This window comes from Mesorhizobium sp. B4-1-1, assembly GCF_006439375.1.
Lineage (GTDB): Bacteria > Pseudomonadota > Alphaproteobacteria > Rhizobiales > Rhizobiaceae > Mesorhizobium.
Genome location: NZ_VFTH01000015.1, coordinates 105,048 through 124,003 on the forward strand (window position 1 = coordinate 105,048; position 18,956 = coordinate 124,003).

General features: G+C 59.5%; 14 protein-coding genes. 1 reads left to right on the plus strand and 13 read right to left on the minus strand.

From position 1 onward, the window contains the following. Positions 1-289: 289 nt before the first annotated feature. The 4 genes from FJW10_RS20795 to FJW10_RS20815 all read right to left on the minus strand — a co-directional run bounded on the left by FJW10_RS20795 (position 290) and on the right by FJW10_RS20815 (position 8,370). The gene (locus FJW10_RS20795; RefSeq protein WP_140901452.1) at positions 290-3,319 is read right to left on the minus strand and encodes a TrlF family AAA-like ATPase; all 3,030 of its coding nucleotides are present in this window, start codon (positions 3,317-3,319) and stop codon (positions 290-292) included. A gap of 146 nt (positions 3,320-3,465) precedes the next feature. Further along, complete coding sequence (locus FJW10_RS20800) at positions 3,466-4,026, minus strand: hypothetical protein (protein WP_140901453.1); 561 nt, start codon at positions 4,024-4,026, stop codon at positions 3,466-3,468. A 127-nt stretch (positions 4,027-4,153) separates the two neighbouring features. Continuing rightward, on the minus strand, positions 4,154-5,728 hold the full coding sequence (locus FJW10_RS20805; RefSeq protein WP_140901454.1) for a hypothetical protein: 1,575 nt from the start codon (positions 5,726-5,728) through the stop codon (positions 4,154-4,156). A 1,379-nt stretch (positions 5,729-7,107) separates the two neighbouring features. Beyond that, the gene (locus tag FJW10_RS20815) at positions 7,108-8,370 is read right to left on the minus strand and encodes a DUF3644 domain-containing protein (protein WP_181177611.1); all 1,263 of its coding nucleotides are present in this window, start codon (positions 8,368-8,370) and stop codon (positions 7,108-7,110) included. Positions 8,371-8,464: 94 nt separating this feature from the next. Between FJW10_RS20815 and FJW10_RS20820 the strand changes: the two genes are divergently transcribed. Continuing rightward, the gene (locus FJW10_RS20820) at positions 8,465-9,436 is read left to right on the plus strand and encodes a DUF4238 domain-containing protein (RefSeq protein ID WP_140901455.1); all 972 of its coding nucleotides are present in this window, start codon (positions 8,465-8,467) and stop codon (positions 9,434-9,436) included. A 138-nt stretch (positions 9,437-9,574) separates the two neighbouring features. Here FJW10_RS20820 and otnC read toward each other — a convergent pair whose 3' ends face one another. From otnC to FJW10_RS20865, 9 genes are all read right to left on the minus strand, one after another. Beyond that, positions 9,575-10,237 (minus strand): 3-oxo-tetronate 4-phosphate decarboxylase, encoded by a 663-nt coding sequence (gene otnC / locus FJW10_RS20825; RefSeq protein WP_140901456.1) that lies wholly within the window; start codon positions 10,235-10,237, stop codon positions 9,575-9,577. Beyond that, positions 10,237-11,496 (minus strand): 3-oxo-tetronate kinase, encoded by a 1,260-nt coding sequence (otnK, locus tag FJW10_RS20830; RefSeq protein ID WP_140901457.1) that lies wholly within the window; start codon positions 11,494-11,496, stop codon positions 10,237-10,239. The genes otnC and otnK overlap by 1 nt, the downstream gene beginning before the upstream one ends. A 32-nt stretch (positions 11,497-11,528) precedes the next feature. Then, on the minus strand, positions 11,529-12,515 hold the full coding sequence (gene denD, locus FJW10_RS20835) for a D-erythronate dehydrogenase (RefSeq protein WP_140901458.1): 987 nt from the start codon (positions 12,513-12,515) through the stop codon (positions 11,529-11,531). Positions 12,516-12,532: 17 nt separating this feature from the next. After that, positions 12,533-13,306: an enoyl-CoA hydratase-related protein gene (locus tag FJW10_RS20840; RefSeq protein ID WP_140901459.1), complete on the minus strand. Its 774-nt coding sequence runs from the start codon at positions 13,304-13,306 to the stop codon at positions 12,533-12,535. A 1-nt stretch (position 13,307) separates the two neighbouring features. Next, positions 13,308-14,072, minus strand: coding sequence for a 3-ketoacyl-ACP reductase (locus FJW10_RS20845; protein ID WP_140901460.1), 765 nt, complete (start codon positions 14,070-14,072; stop codon positions 13,308-13,310). Between the two features lie 11 nt (positions 14,073-14,083). Continuing rightward, on the minus strand, positions 14,084-14,944 hold the full coding sequence (locus tag FJW10_RS20850) for a carbohydrate ABC transporter permease (protein WP_140901461.1): 861 nt from the start codon (positions 14,942-14,944) through the stop codon (positions 14,084-14,086). Next, positions 14,944-15,990, minus strand: coding sequence for a sugar ABC transporter permease (locus tag FJW10_RS20855; RefSeq protein WP_140901462.1), 1,047 nt, complete (start codon positions 15,988-15,990; stop codon positions 14,944-14,946). The genes FJW10_RS20850 and FJW10_RS20855 overlap by 1 nt, the downstream gene beginning before the upstream one ends. An 86-nt stretch (positions 15,991-16,076) precedes the next feature. Continuing rightward, entirely contained in the window at positions 16,077-17,360 is a 1,284-nt protein-coding gene (locus FJW10_RS20860) for an ABC transporter substrate-binding protein (protein WP_140901463.1), read from the minus strand. Positions 17,361-17,406: 46 nt separating this feature from the next. After that, complete coding sequence (locus tag FJW10_RS20865; RefSeq protein ID WP_140901464.1) at positions 17,407-18,930, minus strand: aldehyde dehydrogenase family protein; 1,524 nt, start codon at positions 18,928-18,930, stop codon at positions 17,407-17,409. Between the last annotated feature and the right edge of the window lie 26 nt (positions 18,931-18,956).

Consider the following 18,956-nt stretch of genomic DNA (forward strand, 5'->3'; position numbering starts at 1 on the left):
TAATCAACAGAATCCATCGGGTTTGGCTCGGCCGCGCGGGAAGCGCATCTCCTGGCCCGCAGCGATCAGGCTCATCGCCAGATCGCCACCTAGAGCCACGCGAGGATTGCCGCCAGCGCGTCGGCATCGATATCCGTATCGAGAGTAGGCCTCGTGTCGAGCGGGTCGTTGAAGGTTCCGGCGTCGGCAAGGAATATCTGGTCCGCGATCAGCGCGTCGAGTGTGCGGTTGCTGAACGCGCGATTTGTAGAGCCTCCCCGGTCTCTTCCGCTTTGCCATAACCGCCGCTCTACGAAACGAAATACTTGGCGTCGCGGTTGTCGAAGGCGGGTCGTGTGCCTTCCAGCACATCGACGAGGAAGCGGTTTATGGCCGGCGACTCGATGGCGCCCATCGTGTAAATGACAGCATTGCCGGCCGCGCGGTCGATATGGGCGTGGATGATCTGTTCCGCGTCACAGACCACCGCGATGTTCGGGCTGTGCGTCACCATGATGATTTGGCGGCGCTTTTTCACGTCCTTGATGACCGGGATCAGCAGCCGGTACACGGTCTGGCTGTCGAGATTCTCTTCTGGCTGATCGACGATGATCGGCTTGTTGCTCTTATCGACCAGCAGGTAGAAGACCAGCAGGAGCGTGCCGCGCTCGCCGGGCGAGAGGTGGCTCAGGTCCTTGCCGTCCAGCTTCAGCGAATATTCCGGCTCCAGGTAGCCGAGGCCCCAGAGGAAATCGTAGAGCGCCTTTACATCGACGTTCTTGCGTAGCTGACCGGCGACGCCCGTGGGCGTCTGCTGCGCGGTACGCATGTCGCGTTCGAGATAGGCGATGATCTTCTCGACATAGGCGAGCGCCTCGTCTTCGTCGTTTACGTCGAAATCCGTACGGATTTCTTCGAGTGCCGTGCCCTTTTCCTTTCGGTAGAATGAGCCGGCGACGCCCGTTGAAACGAATTTGTCGAAGAGGTCACCTTCGAGGTTGCGCTCGATGATGCTGCTCTCGAAGGTGAGCTTGAATCCTTCCTTGATGATGACGCTGGAGCCGATCAGCTCCTGCACCGCAGAGAATAGTTCCTTGTACGCGTCGCGGATCGCGGCGACGCATTTGTGGATGCCGCGGGCGATGTCCCAGCGCTGCGTGCGCAGCTTCTCGATATCGCCGGGAAGGCCCGTCTTCAGGTATGAGAGCTGCGCTTCATAGCCTTTCAGCGTATCGGGCTTGTCGGCCGCTCCTTCGATGAGCAGGCCCTTCTCCTGCCAGGATCGCAGGGCCTCGTTGTACTCCTGAAAGCGCTTGTTCGGCGCATCGAGCTGCCCCTGAAGCCCGGCGATACGTTGCAGGCACGCTGCTTTCTGCGCGGGAAGGCTGCCGGCGCCGGCATCATCCAGCGCAGCATCGACGAGCGTCTTTTCGGCAATGAGCTTGTCGCGCACGGTCGTGAGCGCCGCTTTGTCGACGGTAAGCGAGACCAGCGCGGAGAGCGACAATCCCAGCTTTTCGAGGTCGGGGGCAGTCTCGCGGTCGAGGCGGGCGTACTCGCTCTCGAAATTGTCGATCTTGCCCTCGACTTTTCGGGTGAGCGCGATCTTTTCCGTCAGCGTCTTCTGCTGCTGCGTCTTCTCCGCCGTCTCCATGTCGATCCGGTTGAGCGTGGTCCGTTCGGCGGCGAGTTTTTCCGCGATGGCGTCGTAGGCCGCCTTTTGTTCGGGGCTTACTTCGTTCGGCTGCTCGACCTTTGCCGGCTCGATCTCCTTATGCGCCTTCAGTTCCTGCTGCTTCTGCCGCAGCAGCGCCTCGATACGCGCGGTGTAGGCGGGGGCCGCTTTTTCTTCAAGGCGGACCAGCTCGCCATTCATCCGCTCGATCTCGCGCCGCGCGTTGTCGATCTGCCCTTTCAGTTCCTCGGTCTTGTATTCGATCAGCTCGTCGAGCGTCTGCCGGCCGAGCCGGTCGGCTTCGCTGATATGGGAGAAGATGACTTTGCGCAGCTCGGCCTGGAATTCGCTCTGCTGGCCGGGCTCCGTCTCGGTGCAGACCTTCTCCAGATAGGTCTGCGGAATGTAGCGCACGCGCTCGACGCCGGTGGTGTCGGGCTTCGCGTTCAGCGGCAGCGCCGTTTCGGTGCCGTCGGCCCAGACGGGGCGGACCGTGAACTGCTTTGCGAGCTTCCCGCTGCGCTCGCAAAAGCGGTCTTTAACGAGGAACGAGAAATGCACCGGGTCGCAGTGCGTGTTGCCGGCCAGCGCGAGGATATCGGCAAGCGCGCTCTTGCCGCTGCCCTTGTTGCCGATGATGGCGACCATGTCGGCGTTGAGCGACAGTTCGCTGTCAAACCAGGTATCCGGCGTGTCGGCGTCGGCGTTCTTCCGAATGTGAAGCCGGTCTATAAACCGTGTGGCGTTGCCGCGCACCTCTTCGAGCTTGGGCGGCATGCGGCCGATATAGACGCGGTCCTCCGGCTCGTTGATGATCTGGCGCAGTCCGGCGAAGGTCGGATCGGCCTTGATCCAGCAATACTTGTCGGTCGGCCGGGAGTCCTGATCCTTGAGTTTGCCGAGCTCGTCGTTGACGTTGTGGGAATCGCTGCCTTTGACGCACGGCTTCCGGTTTCCAAACCACTCGCGGTAGGAGTCCTCGCCGTACTTAGTGTTTTTCCATAGAAAGAAGTCGGCCTGCGCCTTGTTGGCCGAACCCAGAATATCCGCGTCGCGGATCAGGTGCTGCTTGAGCATCGCATCGGTATTTGGGTCGATGTTGTCGATGCCGCCATATTCGTCATAGGGCAGCCAGACGAGATACCGCCCGCGGAAGCTGCCGTCCGTGCCCAGCTTCTTCAGGATTTCGTTGAAATCGACTTGCACGCTCAGCAGGAACTCGCTGTTGGCGTACCGACCGCCGATCGAGCTGCCGCCCGCCTGCTGATTCTTCAGGAACATCTCGATATCTTCCGGATCGAGCGCCGGGTCGAATATCAGATGGAAGTTGAGACGCTGGCCGCCCTTGCCCTGCTTGTTCATCAGCACGTTGGTCATGCGGCACTCGACGACCGGCAGCAGGATCTTGCAGCGCAGCTTTTCGAGGGCGTCGCGGTAGGCCGCGTTGCCTTCCGTGTCCCCGGCAGGATCGGCCAGCCGGCGGACCACTTCGCGGTAGCCCGCGACCGAGAAATAGTCGTTGATGCCGATCACATCGCAATCGGCATTGCCCAGCTGGATGATGAACTGGTTATAGTCGCCGATGAATCCGTGCGATGCCGGGCTGTGGATGTGCAGGTCCCACTTCCGCCACTCCGCGCCTCGCGGCCATTTGCTTCCGGTCACGCCGTTTCCCCCGACTGTTGTTTTCGGCGACGCCGTCAAGGCCCTCAAAAGGTGCGCATTGTTCTGTGCGGCGTCGGATTGCGACCGGAACAGTATGAAACGCATTCCCTTCGTTGGACCAGGGCAGCCCTGAGCACTTGCGACGATTAACCGGTTCGCTTCCTCTGCAAGTGCAGCTTCGCTTCCTGCTCAAGCTTCTTGGTCCACGATTCCAGCCCAGCAGCCGCACGATCCGGCATCTTACCCATGATGCCCTTCGCAACGGCCTCGGCCTGACGGCTGAAATGGAGAGTGCACCGGAGAGGCTGACCCCGCGCATCGCGAAAGTCAAAGCCACGCAACAGCAAGATCGCAACCGCCTCATCATCGGCGGCCTCGGCCGTCTCGTACTGGTCTTCGTGGTCGTAGTAGCGGTCCTCGATTTCTATCCGTTCGTCCGACCATTCAGGAAGTCGGCTGTAAATCTCAGGAAGTGCGAACAGAGTGTCGTTCGCGGTGATGCCGAACGTTGCCGTCGAAAGGTCATCAATCATGGCGTCCATTTCTGGAGACAGCGCGCCACGGGTCGGGGTGTAGATGCAAAGTTTGTCTTCGATTCCCTGAAAGCCGGGCAGGTCGAGGACACGGATAGGAGGCAATGCCGTGTTCGCAGCTTTCGGCTTGGTTTCACCTGTCAGCTTGTACCACTCTTCGTGACGCTTCTTCATCGGTCCAAAGTCTCCGACTCGGTTCGCTATGCAATGTACATATCACATGATGAGGAACGAAACATAAACAAGTGGGAATTTCCCAAGCGTTACGGGTAGTTGTGAATTGTGGGGATGCGCGTACCTTTTACTTGCCGCTTGATTGGGGAGATGTGGTTGCCCGCGAAGCGCGGCTGAGGCGGGTCGCATTCTGCGACGCGACGGTTACCTGCTCCGCAGAACGCAACCGTTCAAAACGTTGCCCTTCTGCGAGAAGCCAAGTGATGTAGGCTTGGCCTTCATTCATCTCGACTTCGACGGCTTCGGCATATTCGTATGCAAGCGTGGGGAGGATGTCTTCAGCCGAACACCTGTGCAGCTTGGCGAGCCACTTGGCGCGGCCTAGCTTGGCGCGCGCATGTCGTTCGTGTTCGAGGTAGTCGGTGACGGCAGCGACCAGTTCCCGGTTGTTTTCTGCGGCCTCCTTCGCCAACGCTTCATCCACCTCGTGCCGCTGGTAAGGCGTGACGCTCGCGATCGCCGCGTTGATGTCCTGTACGGTGAGGGACCACGAACTTAGCCCCGTGAGCTTGCTGGCCTGAGTTTGAACCTCCCGGCAGTCTTGGCAGACGAGCACTAGCACGTGGCTTCCGATGACCATGTGCGCAATGGCCTCAGCCCCACGCCAATAGAGCGCGCTGGGGTCTTCTTCGGCGACCCAGTCGTACAGGATATGGATTCTTGCCGTCCATTTCCCGGAGTTGCTGGATTTGCGGCATATCTCTCGTTTCGATCGCTGGCAGCATCCGCATTTCCAGTCATCGCCGACCTTCGGCCAATGCTTCTGTTCCCTGTTCTGGATATTGACCCGCGCGTACTCTTCATCGGTAGGCGGCTGGCCCGGAACGATCACCTTACGCTTGGCCGACTTACCTACTGCCTCTCTGGAGATGGATCGTTCGATCAATCGCCAGCCGACGCTATTCCCGCGACCCGGCGTGGCGCGAGAAAACTGTTCCCAGAGGAGCGATGTTTCGTCCATCCAGAAATTCACCCGCGCCGGTGCAATCTCGCGCCGGTTCTTTCCGTTGGCAAATCGCTTTGCCATGCGCTCCGTGAAGTCGAGTCGATCGTCGAAATCCGGCTTCACGCGGGTCCAAATCACGCGAGCCTTGTCCACGTCGATCCCATGAACGTAGTTGTTCGTGACATTGATGAAGGTCGCTATTTCCTTCGGCGAGAACGTGAAGTTCTCATCGACCTCCTTACCGATGAGCGTCTTCGCCCGGTTGTCCGCCAGATTGCAATCGATGCAGACGGGCGTCCGTTCGAACCGCTCGACAAACTGGAGCAAGGCGGTCTTGGCCTTTGACCGTTGAACGGCGAATTCCCTGTCCTCGGTGAGTGGGTTCAATTCCTCGAACAGCTTCCCCGCCCAATCGGCGAGGTGATCGTGATGCACTTCAAGCTCGCATAGGAGCACCCCGGCCGAATTGAGCCGCGCAATCTGCGGCTTCGTGCGCTTGCAGCATGGACATGCCCAGCCGTGCCAAGTCGCCGCCCATGCTCGGTTCAGACTCAGACGTTCGGTCTTAAACCGGCGCAGTAGAGCCTTCGTCTGACTGCTCCATCTACCGTCTCGCATGAAGGCGAATTCGCCCAATTCTTCATCGGACATCGCCTCTATATCTGGGATGGTAACGGTTGCTGATCGCGCGGCCAACTGAAGTCTCCCCACCTCCCGAATATCTTCGCAGGATTCGACGTTTGGCTGAAGGCCCGCCACGACACTCGTGACAGGTCGGCGCACTCGGCTTAAACACACGGGTGCGCATCATCGCCTAACTCGCCGCCAGGCGGCCGCTCGCGCCTCGGCTTCGCCGCAAAACCAGCGCTCGCCCTTAAGCAGGTTGATCCGCGTCTCGCTGTAACACTCTTGGCCCGGTATATGGTAGATGTGTTGGCTACCGTAGTAGCTGATGTTTTTGCCTTGATATTACAGCTGGTAAATTCGGGACCAATCTGGATTGCCAGCGCTCCGCCGATGAGCCCAGCGGCTACAAGGATAGTCATCCACCATTGTGCGCGCTCGGCACACGATCCGCTACCGCGCCTGGTTCAGATTCGTTGGGAGAAGCGGGTGATATGGCGGGATGAGTGACATTTTCTCATGCGCGCTCGCAGTCTTTCACCCAGGGTCATGCAGCCCACGACGGTGCCGCTTTTTTGACGATACCAAATGGGTCACACGGGTCACACTGCGTATTTGGGATCAAATCCCCTACGATCCCTGCTGACGCGAAGAGGTTGCTGCGCAAGATTCGTCTGCGCTAACTAGCCTGCCGATAGGCCTGGGCCGGTCGCGCCGCATCCAGCAGTTCTTCCTCGGCCGTCCGGCCGGATTCGAACAGGTTGACCAGCAAGACCGCCGTAGCTTCAGCATCGGGTGAGCCTGGCTGACAACCACGCTCCGCACAGCACGTCGAACGCGCGCTTCAGCACGTCCAGGTCTTCGGGATTGAAACAAGCGCGTTGATTGAGGTGCCTTTGCATCTCTCTGCCTCCCTGGTGGTGGGCGAGAGAATGATGGTCGCTCTCAGCAGCGACGCCCATACAGTGGCGCTGACCAGGGCACCATGGGCCTTCGCAAATCGGCTATCTGCTACATTTGACATAGTGAAGAAAGAATCTGTTGCCATTCCGTTCCTGTTTATTAGCAAGCCACAACTTGCAGGACTGAACGGGTTGACCCTCCTGAACAAAGCAGGAAAATGTTCCTGTCCTGCAGAACTGGAGACGATCCCATGCCCCGTCAAAAGGCATCCCACGGATGCCTACCTGGTCCGTTGTTGGCCGCATCACGCCGCCATCCCGTGGGAGACGTTGGACGAGGGGCCTACGACAAAGCCCAGATGCGCAGCGCTGAGTTGGGCATGGCCAGCCGCCGCCAATACATCAGCCGCAATAATAGAGAGTACCAGGCTTTACGGTTCAAAGAGCCTGAGCAAGCCAAAGCGATGCCAGCCGAATTCGGCGGCGAGACCTACCATAAGCTCAACCGTAGCAATGCAGCCGCTAGGATAAATGGCGGAAGAAGCGCCGCTAAGCCTTGGCTTTAGGGGGCGGTGGCTCTAGAGCCATGTGTGCCGTGAGCTCTTCGTTGACGGTCTCGGCTATCTCACTCGCCGGGAAAAGATCGGGGGCCTCCAAATGCCTCGAGCGCCGAGGTGACCTCGCGTTTTCGGTAACGAGTAGGTCTACCCAGGCATCGTTGTAAGTGTAACTGTCATACGCCTTGTGGTAGATGCAATATTTGCGGTTGGTCTTGTCCCCCTTGGGAGGTCGCACCTTGTGCTGCTTCCATGCGCTTGTGTGATCGCTCATCGTAAAGCGCCGGCCGATTTTTCGGCTCACAAGCTGAGCCACCTCACCCGGTTTATGGGGATAGAGGTCGTCGGAAATCTTATACTTCTGCAGGACATTGTGAACGCTCTTTCCCTCGGCAGAGTCCGGCGTCAGAAACTGGATGTGAGCGCTCCCCTTTGAAGCACTATCAAAGGTATAGACGACCCGGAACTGATATTCGAGGTCGTTCAACTCCTCTTCGCTGAGTTTGGAGGTCAGATGGGCGTCCAGGGCCGCAATATGCTGGGGCACGTCCAACTGGTGGAGCTGGGCTGCCTGGTCGATCTGGAGCTTCCCGAACTGCAGGGCGACCGAAATCTCGTTCTGTAAGCTCAGCCGGGGACCATACCACTCAACGATGGTTTTATCGAAGTTGAGGCAGCACGCCTGGAAAATGGACAGCCAACGCGGATCACTTCGCCCCAACAGCTTGTGCTCAACCTCGTCCCTGATGGCTTTGATGGTTTCGAGGTTGTTCCTAATGCCCTTGGAGAGCGGGCAATCAGGCTTGCTCAGCATATGGCTTAGGGCGAAGGTCGTGCCGTCGCTGTTCAGGATGTTCCCGTCCTTGCGCTGGTGGAACTCGTGCATGAGGTACGTCCAGGCTATGTTCGCCAGAATGGCAAACATGCCGGTTTTGAATTTGTAAGTGCTGCTGTTGAAGATGGTCACCGCGAGAATCATGGCCTCACGCGCCCGTATCAACCGCTCGTCGTCGTAAAGATTTAGGCCCGTAACCGGGTCGAAGGACTGCTTCCGCCTCTTGAAGTACTCGACTTCCTCGCCAGTGGCTGCCTTTATCTTCTTGTCATTCTTGACCCCTGAAATTCGGCCGAAATTGACGGTGGGCAATCGCTCGTAATTGATGAGGGCGTGGATGTCCTGGCTGCGCTCTCCCCGTTCCAGAAGCGCCTTCACAATACGTTTCTCGAGCGGGGTCAAACTCGATTCGCCGGCCATCTTGCCCTCAACAACGACTGACGGAATTCAATACAGACTGTGTAATGTAGCGAACCTCTATTTCGAAATGAAGCCGTGTAAGTCGACTTTATGAATGTCTGCGAAGCCTATCACTGCGCCGATGAACGACCCGCAAAAGCATCATTTTCTACCGGTATTCTATCTCTCGCAGTGGATGCGGGAGGACTACGTTGTGGAGTTTAAAAAGGTCCACGGGGACAAGATATCCATCAAGAGTCCCCACCCAAAAGCGACCGGCTTTGTGATGCGTCTCTACGAGATGCGAGGAATGCCTGATGAAACGGCCCAAGAGTTTGAGAGGGAGTTCTTGGCCCCGGTCGATGGCCGGGCTGCCGAATGCCTCTACGAGATGCTGGAGGCCAAAACTGGCGATTCTCTGCGGCTGGGACGGCGGCGAGCCTGGACGCAGTTCATCCTCAGCCTACTGTTCCGAATGCCTGAGGACATCGAGCTGTTGAAGCGCAACGTGCGCGACGATTGGATTATGTCCGTACCGGACATGGAGGAGCGGTACGCCGAGTTCAAGCGTCCCACCGATCCGGACTCCCTGCTAGAATTTCTGAATTCCCAGCACGTGTCTGTGTTCGAGGAATCGGCGATGGGAATAGCGCGCCGCATGATGAATCACGAGAATGTCACCAACACCATCATGAACATGCAATGGTCAGTGGTTGAGTTCGACAACGTGCCTTTCGAACTGCTGACCTCTGACCGGCCAGTGATCTTCACGGAGAGCATGCGCTTGCGGGATTCCCATATCCTGCTGCCGGTAGGACCGCGGCGACTGTTTGCCGCTGTCCAGAGCCGCGAACACTCACGCTGGCTGCGAAGCCGTAGCCAACAGGAGCTCGTCGAGTTTGTGAATAAGAGAGTGGTGGGTAATGCCCATCGCCTCGCCTACGCCAGCGATGAAAAGCAAGCTCGGTTTGTAACCAACCGGCTCGGTAAAGACAGAACACCCTCCTATCTGCAGCGCCTTCAGAACCATCGCGAAATGAGGCGAAAAAGGTTGTCGCCAGAGCTGCAGAAGCACATTCTGGAATGACTGGAATTCATTCTACCTTACAAGACCCCACCGTCCTCTCGGCCAAGGGATCGCGATTGCAACAACCGATTCAAATGATACAAGCCGACATACCCCTCGCCGAAATCACCGCCAAAGCAGCCAGTCCGCGTCCGTACGTCAGGGCTCCCCAAAAGTCGCGCGGAGCTCCTCGATCTGGTCAGCATTGAGGGGTCGAGTCTCTGATCCTCGCAAAAGCAGAAAAAGCTTGGCGGTCTCTTCGAGTTCCTCGATGGCATAGACCGCCGCTTCAAGACTTTTGCCGGAGACAAGCGGGCCATGGTTTGCGAGGAGAACAGCTGGGCCGCGCGCAGCCGCTGCCTGGATGTCAGGGGCTAGTGCCGGATCACCAGGTCTGCGATACCTGAGCAATGGCAGCTTGCCGATTTTCATAACGAAGTACGGTGTCAGCGGCGGTAAGCAGTCATTTTCCGGTAGACCGCACATGCACGACACTGCTGCGGAGTGGGTCGCGTGGAGGTGAACGATCGCCTCACATCGAGGCCGGGCATCGTACATCGCCAGATGCAGCACGGTCTCCTTCGAGGGAGCGTCGCCCTCTACCAGCTTGCCCTCCAAGTCGACGACGCTGAGCCGCGCTGGATCCAGCGCTCCAAGAGAAGCATTGGTAGGCGTGACTACATAGCCGTCCTCGATACGAACGCTGAGGTTGCCACTGCTTCCCGCGGTCAGGCCGCGAGAGAACAGGCTCTGGGCATGGCTCATGATGCCGTCGCGAGCGTTCGTAAGAGCCCTTTCGCGAGATGGCACAACATGGCTCATCAAAGCTTCTCCCAAGCCGACAAGAAGAAATCGACGTTGCCGAAATTTCCGGACTTGAGGGCAAGCGCCACTCTTGAGCCGTTAACTTCCGCGATTGTCCAAGGCACTCCAGGGGCAATGGTTGCGCCGATCGCCAAAGCGTCAATCCCGAGAGCCCCTACTACGGCGCCAGACGTTTCGCCGCCGGCGACGATCAACCTGCGCACACCCCGCTCCACAAGCTCTGTGGCGATGCGCGCCAATGTAGACTCGACCAGTTGCCCTGAGGCGGCAACTCCCAGCTCCTGCTGGACCTGGCGCACCTCATCCGGCGTAGCTGTGGCGTAGACCAGTATCGGCCTGTCACCCAGCTGTGGTGCGGCCCAGTTCAGGAAATCGGAAACAACCGCTTCAGAATCCTTGGCCAAGGCCATCGGGTCGATCCGATACATCGGCAGGCCATTGGCTTGCATGAGAGCGACCTGCCGGTTGGTCACCTGCGAGCAACTGCCGGATATCACGGCAGCTGGGCCGGCAATCTCAACCTTCAACGCACCAGAACCCTTCGACGACGAAAGGTTTCGAGCGATGCCGAGACCGAGACCAGAACCGCCGCTGACGAGCTTCAAGCCAGCGCAGGCCGACCCAATTTCGACCAGGTCGGCGTCGACAATCGCATCGATGACTGCGTAGCGGGCGCCGACGTCGGCCATGGCGTCGAGGCGGGCGCGAATGGCCCGCCTTCCTTGCCGCACCGTTCCGTATTCGACGAGGTCAACTCTCTCGGGCGTTTGCGCAGCTAGCAGCCGCACCAGGCTGCTATCGGTCATGGGCGTGAGCGGATGATCGCGCATCCCTGACTCGTCCAGGGGCTGATCTCCCACAAACAGGTGGCCTTTGTAGATCGTCCGGCCGTTTGCGGGCAGAGCAGGGCAGACCACGGTAATCGGCGCGCCGATTTCCTTGGCCAGCATGTCCGCGACCGGCCCGATGTTGCCTGCCGACGTAGAGTCGAAGGTCGAGCAGTATTTGAAGAAGATCTGCATTGCACCCGCCTCTCGAAGCCAATCCAGGGCTTGCCGAGAGAGGGCTACCGCTTCGGCGGCCGGCGTTGTGCGCGACTTCAGGGCGACAACCACGGCATCATAGCCTCGCGCGGCGTCGAGGTGCGCGTTGGTGGGCACGCCGATGAACTGGATGGTCTTCATCCCTTCCTCGACGAGCATGCTCGCCAGGTCGGTCGCACCGGTGAAGTCGTCTGCTATACAGCCGAGAAGCATGAAATTTCCCAGATATCCTAAGCGAAGTCTGTTTAGTTTAAGGTGCCGCTGAGCTCGTCCTCGATATGGACGCGAATGATCTCGTCCATCGAGGTTTCGGCGGCGAAGCCCAGCTCTTTCGCGCGGGTTGCAATGAAACCCCTGGGCCATGACGACACGATGTCGAAAACGGCGGGGTCCGGCTCTTCTCGGATCAGGTCCACCGCGCCGTCACCTGCCACGCGGCGCAGCGCGTCGATCTGGTCGCCGACCGTCGCCGACACGCCGGGGAGATTTATGCTGCGACGTGCTCCGAGCGCCTTGAGGTCGATTGCTGCGGCGTGGACCAAGGCGCTTACGGCGGAACGCGGGCTTGCGAACCAGTGCCGCAATGTTCGTGGCACCGGCAGCACCGAAGGTTGGCCGGCCAGCGGCTCGCGGATGATTCCCGAGTAGAAGCCGGATGCAGCCTTGTTTGGCTTGCCAGGCCGGACACATATGGTCGGGAGACGCAACGCGATACCGTCCAAGAAGCCGCGCCGGGAATAATCCGCCAGAAGCAGCTCACAGATCGCCTTTTGTGTTCCGTAGCTGGAAAGCGGCGCAAGGACGAAGTCATCCGGAATCTCGTCAGGCAACGGTTGGCCAAAGACGGCGAGCGAAGACGTGAAGACGACCCGGGGTCGGTATGCGCGCGTCTCGCCTTCGAGTCGGATCGCTTCGAAAAGGAACCGGGTGCCCTCAAGGTTGATGCGATAGCCCTTCTCGAAATTCGCTTCCGCATCGCTAGAGACGATCGCTGCGAGATGGAAGATGACATCCGGGCGTGACGCAGCCAAGCTTGCGGCCGCGCCCGCCTGCGAAAGATCCGAGGTGATGCAATCTACCGCTGCCCCGGCGAGGTCCACGCCCACCGGCGGCACCACGTCAACCAAGGAAAGCTGGGTGATTGCGGCTCCCCCCACCGATCGTTCTTGCACCAACCGATCGCTCAACTTGCGACCGATCATTCCGGCCGCCCCGATGATCATTACATGCATGGCATCATCCCGTATGATTAGCGCCCGGACCAGGTCGGACGGCGCTTTTCAGCGAATGCCGTCATACCTTCGACCCGGTCATCGGACTGAAAGACCCTAAGCAGGCCATCGCGTTCCACGCGAAGACCGTCGGCCAATCCCCCTTCATCAACACGTCGGATCAGCGACTTGGTCACGGCGACGGAGAGCGGCGCGTTGGCAGCGATCGCAGTCGCAAGTTCGATCGCCGTCTGCACGACGAGGTCGTCCCCAACTACGTCACAGACCAATCCTGCTTGTTTGGCCTCTTGGGCTGAAAGCGGGGCGCCGGTCAGCAGCATCTTGGTGGCGACCTGCCGGCCCACGAGGCGAGGTAACCGCTGCGTACCCCCGTCACCAGCCATACCCCCGATCTTGACCTCCGGTTGGCCGAACTGCGCACTGGTTCCCGCGACCACAAGGTCACAGATCATCGCGAGTTCATTGCCGGCGCCGTAGGCAAAACCACGGACCGCCGCGATCAAGGGCTTCGGAAATGTCTCGATCGCCCGCCAAGCCGCCAACCTCTCTTCATCGAGAATGGCAGCAATGCCTCTTTCGTTCACTTCGAGGATGTCGGCTCCGGCCGAGAATGCACGCTCATCGCCGGTGATAATCACCGCGCGTGTGGCGCTGGAGGACGCGGCCTTCGCAAGCGCCTGGGCGATATCAAGCACGAGTTGCTTCGTGAGCGCGTTACGGCGCTGCGGCCGGTTGAGCCGGAGGAGCAATACCCCATCGGTTGGTGTCTCTTCGAGCAGATGCTGGTCCATGTTAGAGCCTGTACAGGTGGAGGCCACCGTCCACCCAGACCGCGTCGCCAGTTGAAAACTTGAATGCGCCGGACGCGAGGCTCGCCACCGCTTCCCCTACATCCTCCGGCTCGCCCCATCTGCGCATGGGAACCAAGCCCTCCTCGATCACGCGATCATATTTCTCTCGTGAAGGTTGGGTCATTTCCGTCATCGTGATCCCCGGCCTTACCTCGTAAGCATGGATCTTTTCCTCCGCGAGGCGCGCCGCGAACAGGCGAGTCGCCATGGAGAGACCAGTCTTGGTAATACAGTAGTCGGGCCGGTTGACGCCGAGGATCTCGACGTTGACCGACGTGATGTTCACGATGGAGCAAAAGTGTGTGTCAGCGGCCTTGCTCCGGATCAGCCGCTTACTGAACGCCTGACTGAGCAGAAAAGGTGCCCGAAGGTTGATGCGCAGCGCACGGTCGAGACTTTCGACGGGAAGGTCGAGCATGTCTCCCCGTACCGTGGAAGATACTCCCGCATTGTTCACTAGGGTCGTGAGCGTCCCCAGTTCACCGGCCGCGTTCAGGATGGTCTCGTGGCGCGCTTCGTCGCCAACGTCGGCGGCCATGAACGCGGCCGGGACGCCGCTTTCCTTGAGCAGTGACACCGTGTCTTCGGCGGACGCGTCGTTCTCAAGATCGACCACGAGTACGCCCTGTCCGCGTCGCGCAAGACACTGAGCGATCGCACGGCCGATCCCGCGCCGGCCGCCCGTTACAATTGCGATTCCTGGCATGTCGGCATCCTTCACGATTTTACCGAGCCGGACGTCAGGCCCTGCACAAAGTAGCGGCCAAGCACCAAGTAGATCAGGATCGTGGGCAGAGCCGCGACGATCGCACCTGCCATGACCACGTTCCAGTCGACCGAATAGTTACCGGACAGGTTCGACAGGGCGACGGTCACGGGTTGGGCCGCTGGGTTCGGTACCAGAATCACGCCGAACAGGAAGTCATTCCAGATGTTCGTGAATTGGAAGATGCCGGCCACGACGAAGCCAGGTGCCGAAAGTGGAAGAATGATCTTGAAGTAGGTCTTCAAGACGCCGGCGCCGTCGACCTTTGCAGCCTCGATAAGGGCTTTCGGGATGGTCCTGTAGTAGTTTCCGAACACCAGGATATTGACGGATTGCCCGTAGATGACGTGGACGACGATCAGTCCGGCAATGGTCCCGTAAAGGCCGAGCTTCTGCGCCAAGAAAGTCAGCGGGATGATGATGCTTTGGTACGGGATAAACATACCAAAGATGATGAGCACCGTGATCCAGCGCGAGAACCTCACGCCCCACAGGGTCAGGATGTAAGCGGTAAGCGAGCCAATCAGGCAGGAGACGATCGTCGCGGTCCCGGTCATGATCAAGCTATTTTGGAACGACGGCCCGAGCTTCTCCCATGCCTCGGCAAATCCCCCGATGCCTATGGTGCGGGGCAGCGACCACATGTCGGACACGGACACATCGCGGGCGGATTTAAGGCCGTTCACGAACAACATGTAGACCGGCATTAGGAAGAACGCCGAGAGCGCAATGAGGAGGGCATACGTGAGCCCACGGCGAACTACCTGCGCAATGTTGCTGTCTTGCCCTGTCTGAAGTGCGTGCGCTGACATCACTTGTCCTCCGGCATTGTGCGGATCAGGTACGGGACAACAATAACCGCCACCATTGCGAGCATGACCACCGAGCCGGCGGCTCCGACGCCATATCTCAAGGAACGGAAAGTGGTTTCGAAAACAAAGATGCCTGGCACGTCCGTCGCAAAGCCCGGCCCAGGACCGGACATGACGTACACCAGATCGAATATTTTGAGGGAAACGTGGCCGAGGATCACCAGATTGATCACGGTGAATGGCGCCAGCATGGGCCAGGTTATCTTCCGGAAGTAGGTCCATCCACTAGCATTATCGATCGCCGCAGCCTCCTTGATATGCGAAGGGATGGTCGCAAGCCCCGCAAGAAATGTCGCCATGGCAAAGCCAGCGAGTTGCCATGATGCGGCGATCGCGACTGCGATCAAGGCCACGGGGATGCCGAGCTTAAGCTGGATGGTCCCAAGAAAAGGAAAGATGCCGCCCAGTGTGTCGTTCAGGGGGGCAAGGACAGTGGGGTCGGTCAGCCAGCCAGGCTTGAAGGGACCGATGCCCGCCGCAGCCAGCACCGAGTTGATGCCCGTCAGGTTGATCAGGACGTTCACGCCTGTCTCCGGATTGAAGATCCAGCGCCACGCCACCCCCGTGACAATGAACGAGATGGCATACGGGAACAGGAAGACCGAGCGGAAGAAACCTTTGCCGGGCAAGTTGCGGTTGATGAGGAGCGCCAAGATGAGCCCCAGGCCGACAGAGCCCGTTAGGAACAGCACCGTGAAGATGACGGTGTTGCGCAGATCAATCTGAAAACGCGGATTGGCGAAAAGCGCATGATAGTTCTTGAGCAACGGCGTGCTGAAGCCGCCGCCCAAATTCACCACGGACCAGTCCGACAGTGAGATCAGGACGGTCAGGATAATAAAGAGGTAAACGAAGACCAGCGTCGACACGATGACCGGAGCGATCAGCAGTGCGATCTGCAGCTTCTCGCCAACGGCGGTCCACCGGTGCGCGGGTCTTCCCGGCGCAACCTGGAATTCGGACGTGAAAGTATCAAACGTGCTCATATGTAGGGTTCCGCACTGTTCGCGTCGTTGCTGCTGGAATGCGGGGGGCCGAGTCCCGGTGGAGACAGGGACTCGGCCCGGCGACATTACGTCTTGGGAATAGCGTCGAACGCTGCCTGCATATTGTCAGCGAAGGCATCGATGTTCTTGTCCACCACGAAGGTAGTCAAAGCATCAAAAGAGCTCTGGTTGAACGATGACGGCACCTGCTCGCCGTTGACGCTCGAGCCCGTGAACTTATTCTTCGCGAATTTCTCGAACGACCACTGGAGATACGGAGGCAGGGTGGATTTGTCGACGTCAAGGCGCGTGGCGACAGAGCCCTTCTTCAGGCTGAAGGCCAGCTGGACCTTTGGGTCACCCATGACCTTCAGCCAATTGCGGGCCGACTCCGGATTCGGCGCGTCCTTAGCAATCGGGAAACCGTCGGTGACGATGATGAAGATGTCTTCCGTGCCGGGATGGCTGACCCAGCCGAAGTCCACACCGTCCTTGGCGCCAACCTTGGCGAACTCGCCGTATGACCAGTCGCCCATCATGGTGAAGGCGGAACTGCCTTCGATCACCTTCTTGACGGCCTGGTCCCAGCTCAGTGCGGAGTGGTCCGGGTTCTGGTAATCGAGCATGCGAAGGTGGGTCTTGTAGGCCTCCTTCATCTGCGGCGAGTTGAAGGCCAGCTTCCCATCCCAAAGCTGCACGGTCTGGTCATAGCCGAGCACGCCGTTGAATGTGTTCTCGAGCATCCGCATGTTGGCCCAGATGCCGTTGTCGCCGACCGCGAGGGCATTCACGCCGGCCGCCTTCAGTTTCTCGGCCGCGGCAAAGAACTGGTCGAACGACAGGGAGTCGCCGATCTCGACGCCGTTCTTGGCCAGCAAAGGCTTGTTGAACCACACTTCGTTACAGCGATGAGCGCCAACCATCACGGCATAGTATTTTCCATTTTTTCGGACGAGGTCGAGGACGCCCGGCGACATGGTCTTTTCCCATCCCTCGGACTTATAAAGGTCCGTGACGTCGTCGATGTAGCCGGGATCGGCATAGGAGTTGAAGAAGGCTGTGCCGCTGTTGCCCTGCCAAGTGTCGGGTGGGGTACCGCCAGCCAAGCGCGCCTGGAGCACCGGCAGTGCATTTGTGCCACCGCCGCCGGCCACGGCAGCGTTCGTGATTTCCGTGGAAGGATAGTGCTCCTTGAAGCCGTCGATCAGGGCCTGGAGAGCCGCTGACTCGCCACCCGACGTCCACCACGAGAAAATTTCCAGCTTGTCGGCGGCCATTGCGGACCGTCCGGCAAGTCCTGAGAATGCGGCCCCAGCGGCCAGCGCCGCGCTCGTCTTCAATAACGAACGTCTGTTGACATTCCAGTGCATGTTCACTCCTCCTTTTTTGGCGCCGCAGCGCTCTTCATGTTGACTGTCAGTTACCCTTGGGGACCCAGCGATCAGTCAGCGGGCCGAATTGCAGTTGGACCGTCTTGAGTTCGGTGAACTCTTCGACCGCGAAGCGGCCCTTCTCGTGCCCCACGCCGCTTTGACGGTGGCCGACCAGAGGCAGCTCAGGGGCGCCGGCGATGTAGGTGTTGACCTCGACGGTGCCCGATCGCAGGCCGCGCGCGCACTTGAAAGCCGTGTCGAGGTTCGAGGTCCACACGCCGGACGCAAGTCCGTAGATCGTGCTGTTGGCGATCTCGAGCGCCTCGTCGACGGTATCGAACGGGATGATGGCAAGGACCGGCCCGAAGATCTCTTCCTGCGCAATGCGCATGTCCGGGCTGACATCGGCAAAGATCGTGGGCTCGACGAAATAGCCATCCACGCCTCCGTGCTGCAGGCTCTGAGTGCCGCCCAACATCAAGGTCGCGTTTTCTTCCTTGCCGATCGCGATGTAGCTGCCGATGGTTTCGTATTGTTGCTTGGAAATGACCGGGCCGACCTTCACGGTCGGGTCCAGCGGGTCGCCGACACGAACGGATTTGATCTGAGCGGCCACGGCTTGGCTGAACTGCTCTGCTACGGAGCGCTGCACGAGCAGCCGAGTGCCGCTCACGCAGCACTGGCCCGCGTTGTGAAGGATGCCAAAAGCGACCTTGTCGGCAGCCGCCTCGAGATCAGCGTCGGCAAAGACGATATGTGCGGCCTTCCCTCCGAGCTCAAGCGAGACGCGCTTGAGTGTGTCCGCTGCGGCCCTGCTGATTGTCTTCCCGACCTCGGTAGAGCCGGTGAACGAGACCACCGCAACGTCGGTATGCGAGCACAGCTGCATGCCAATCGTGGAGCCGGAGCCGGCGAGGATGTTGACGACCCCGGCAGGCATGCCGGCTTTTTGAAGAAGCTCGCCCAACAGCAGGGCCGTGCCCGACGTCAGCTCGCTCGGCTTGACCACAGCGGTGCATCCGAGAGCCAGCGCGAAAGGCAGCTTCTGGCTTAGGATGAGGAGCGGGAAGTTCCATGGAGTGATCATGGCCACGACGCCGATCGGTTGGCGCAAAACCAACCCCATCGTGTCCTTTCCGAGAGTATCGTAAGTGTCGCCATAAGCATGGCGCGCCAAGGTCGCGGCATACTCCCAAAGATCGACCGAGACGTCGATTTCGCCTTCGATCGCAGACACGGGCTTGCCGCCCTCCAAAGCCTCGATCTGAGCGAGCTCAGCTTTGTGCTCGCGGATCAGTTCCGCGACCTTGAGGATCAATCTTGCGCGTGCGGCGCCAGGCATGGTCGCCCAGTCGGTCTTCTCGAAGGCCGTTTTGGCCGCCGCTACCGCGCTGTCGGTGTCAGCAGCGGTTGCTCTGGGATACCGGCTGACCAGACGACGATGCGCTGGACTGGTCCGGTCAATCGGCTCGCGGTCGGATACGGGTATCAGCGATCCGTCTATCAGCAGACTGAAATCGCGGGGCGCGTCGGGAAGAGCGTAGGGCGTGGAAGGATGTGCATTCATGGACCAGGATTACCCGTTTCGTCGGC

What these genes read in the sequence shown, in the direction of transcription:
- denD (WP_140901458.1), bottom strand. Translation starts at nt 12,515, where the DNA reads ATGCATGTAATGATCATCGGGGCGGCCGGAATGATCGGTCGCAAGTTG.
- otnC (WP_140901456.1), bottom strand. Translation starts at nt 10,237, where the DNA reads ATGAGCCATGTTGTGCCATCTCGCGAAAGGGCTCTTACGAACGCTCGC.
- FJW10_RS20845 (WP_140901460.1), bottom strand. Translation starts at nt 14,072, where the DNA reads ATGCCAGGAATCGCAATTGTAACGGGCGGCCGGCGCGGGATCGGCCGT.
- FJW10_RS20865 (WP_140901464.1), bottom strand. Translation starts at nt 18,930, where the DNA reads ATGAATGCACATCCTTCCACGCCCTACGCTCTTCCCGACGCGCCCCGC.
- otnK (WP_140901457.1), bottom strand. Translation starts at nt 11,496, where the DNA reads ATGCTTCTCGGCTGTATAGCAGACGACTTCACCGGTGCGACCGACCTG.
- FJW10_RS20840 (WP_140901459.1), bottom strand. Translation starts at nt 13,306, where the DNA reads ATGGACCAGCATCTGCTCGAAGAGACACCAACCGATGGGGTATTGCTC.
- FJW10_RS20850 (WP_140901461.1), bottom strand. Translation starts at nt 14,944, where the DNA reads ATGTCAGCGCACGCACTTCAGACAGGGCAAGACAGCAACATTGCGCAG.
- FJW10_RS20800 (WP_140901453.1), bottom strand. Translation starts at nt 4,026, where the DNA reads ATGAAGAAGCGTCACGAAGAGTGGTACAAGCTGACAGGTGAAACCAAG.
- FJW10_RS20815 (WP_181177611.1), bottom strand. Translation starts at nt 8,370, where the DNA reads ATGGCCGGCGAATCGAGTTTGACCCCGCTCGAGAAACGTATTGTGAAG.
- FJW10_RS20855 (WP_140901462.1), bottom strand. Translation starts at nt 15,990, where the DNA reads ATGAGCACGTTTGATACTTTCACGTCCGAATTCCAGGTTGCGCCGGGA.
- FJW10_RS20820 (WP_140901455.1), top strand. Translation starts at nt 8,465, where the DNA reads ATGTCTGCGAAGCCTATCACTGCGCCGATGAACGACCCGCAAAAGCAT.
- FJW10_RS20860 (WP_140901463.1), bottom strand. Translation starts at nt 17,360, where the DNA reads ATGCACTGGAATGTCAACAGACGTTCGTTATTGAAGACGAGCGCGGCG.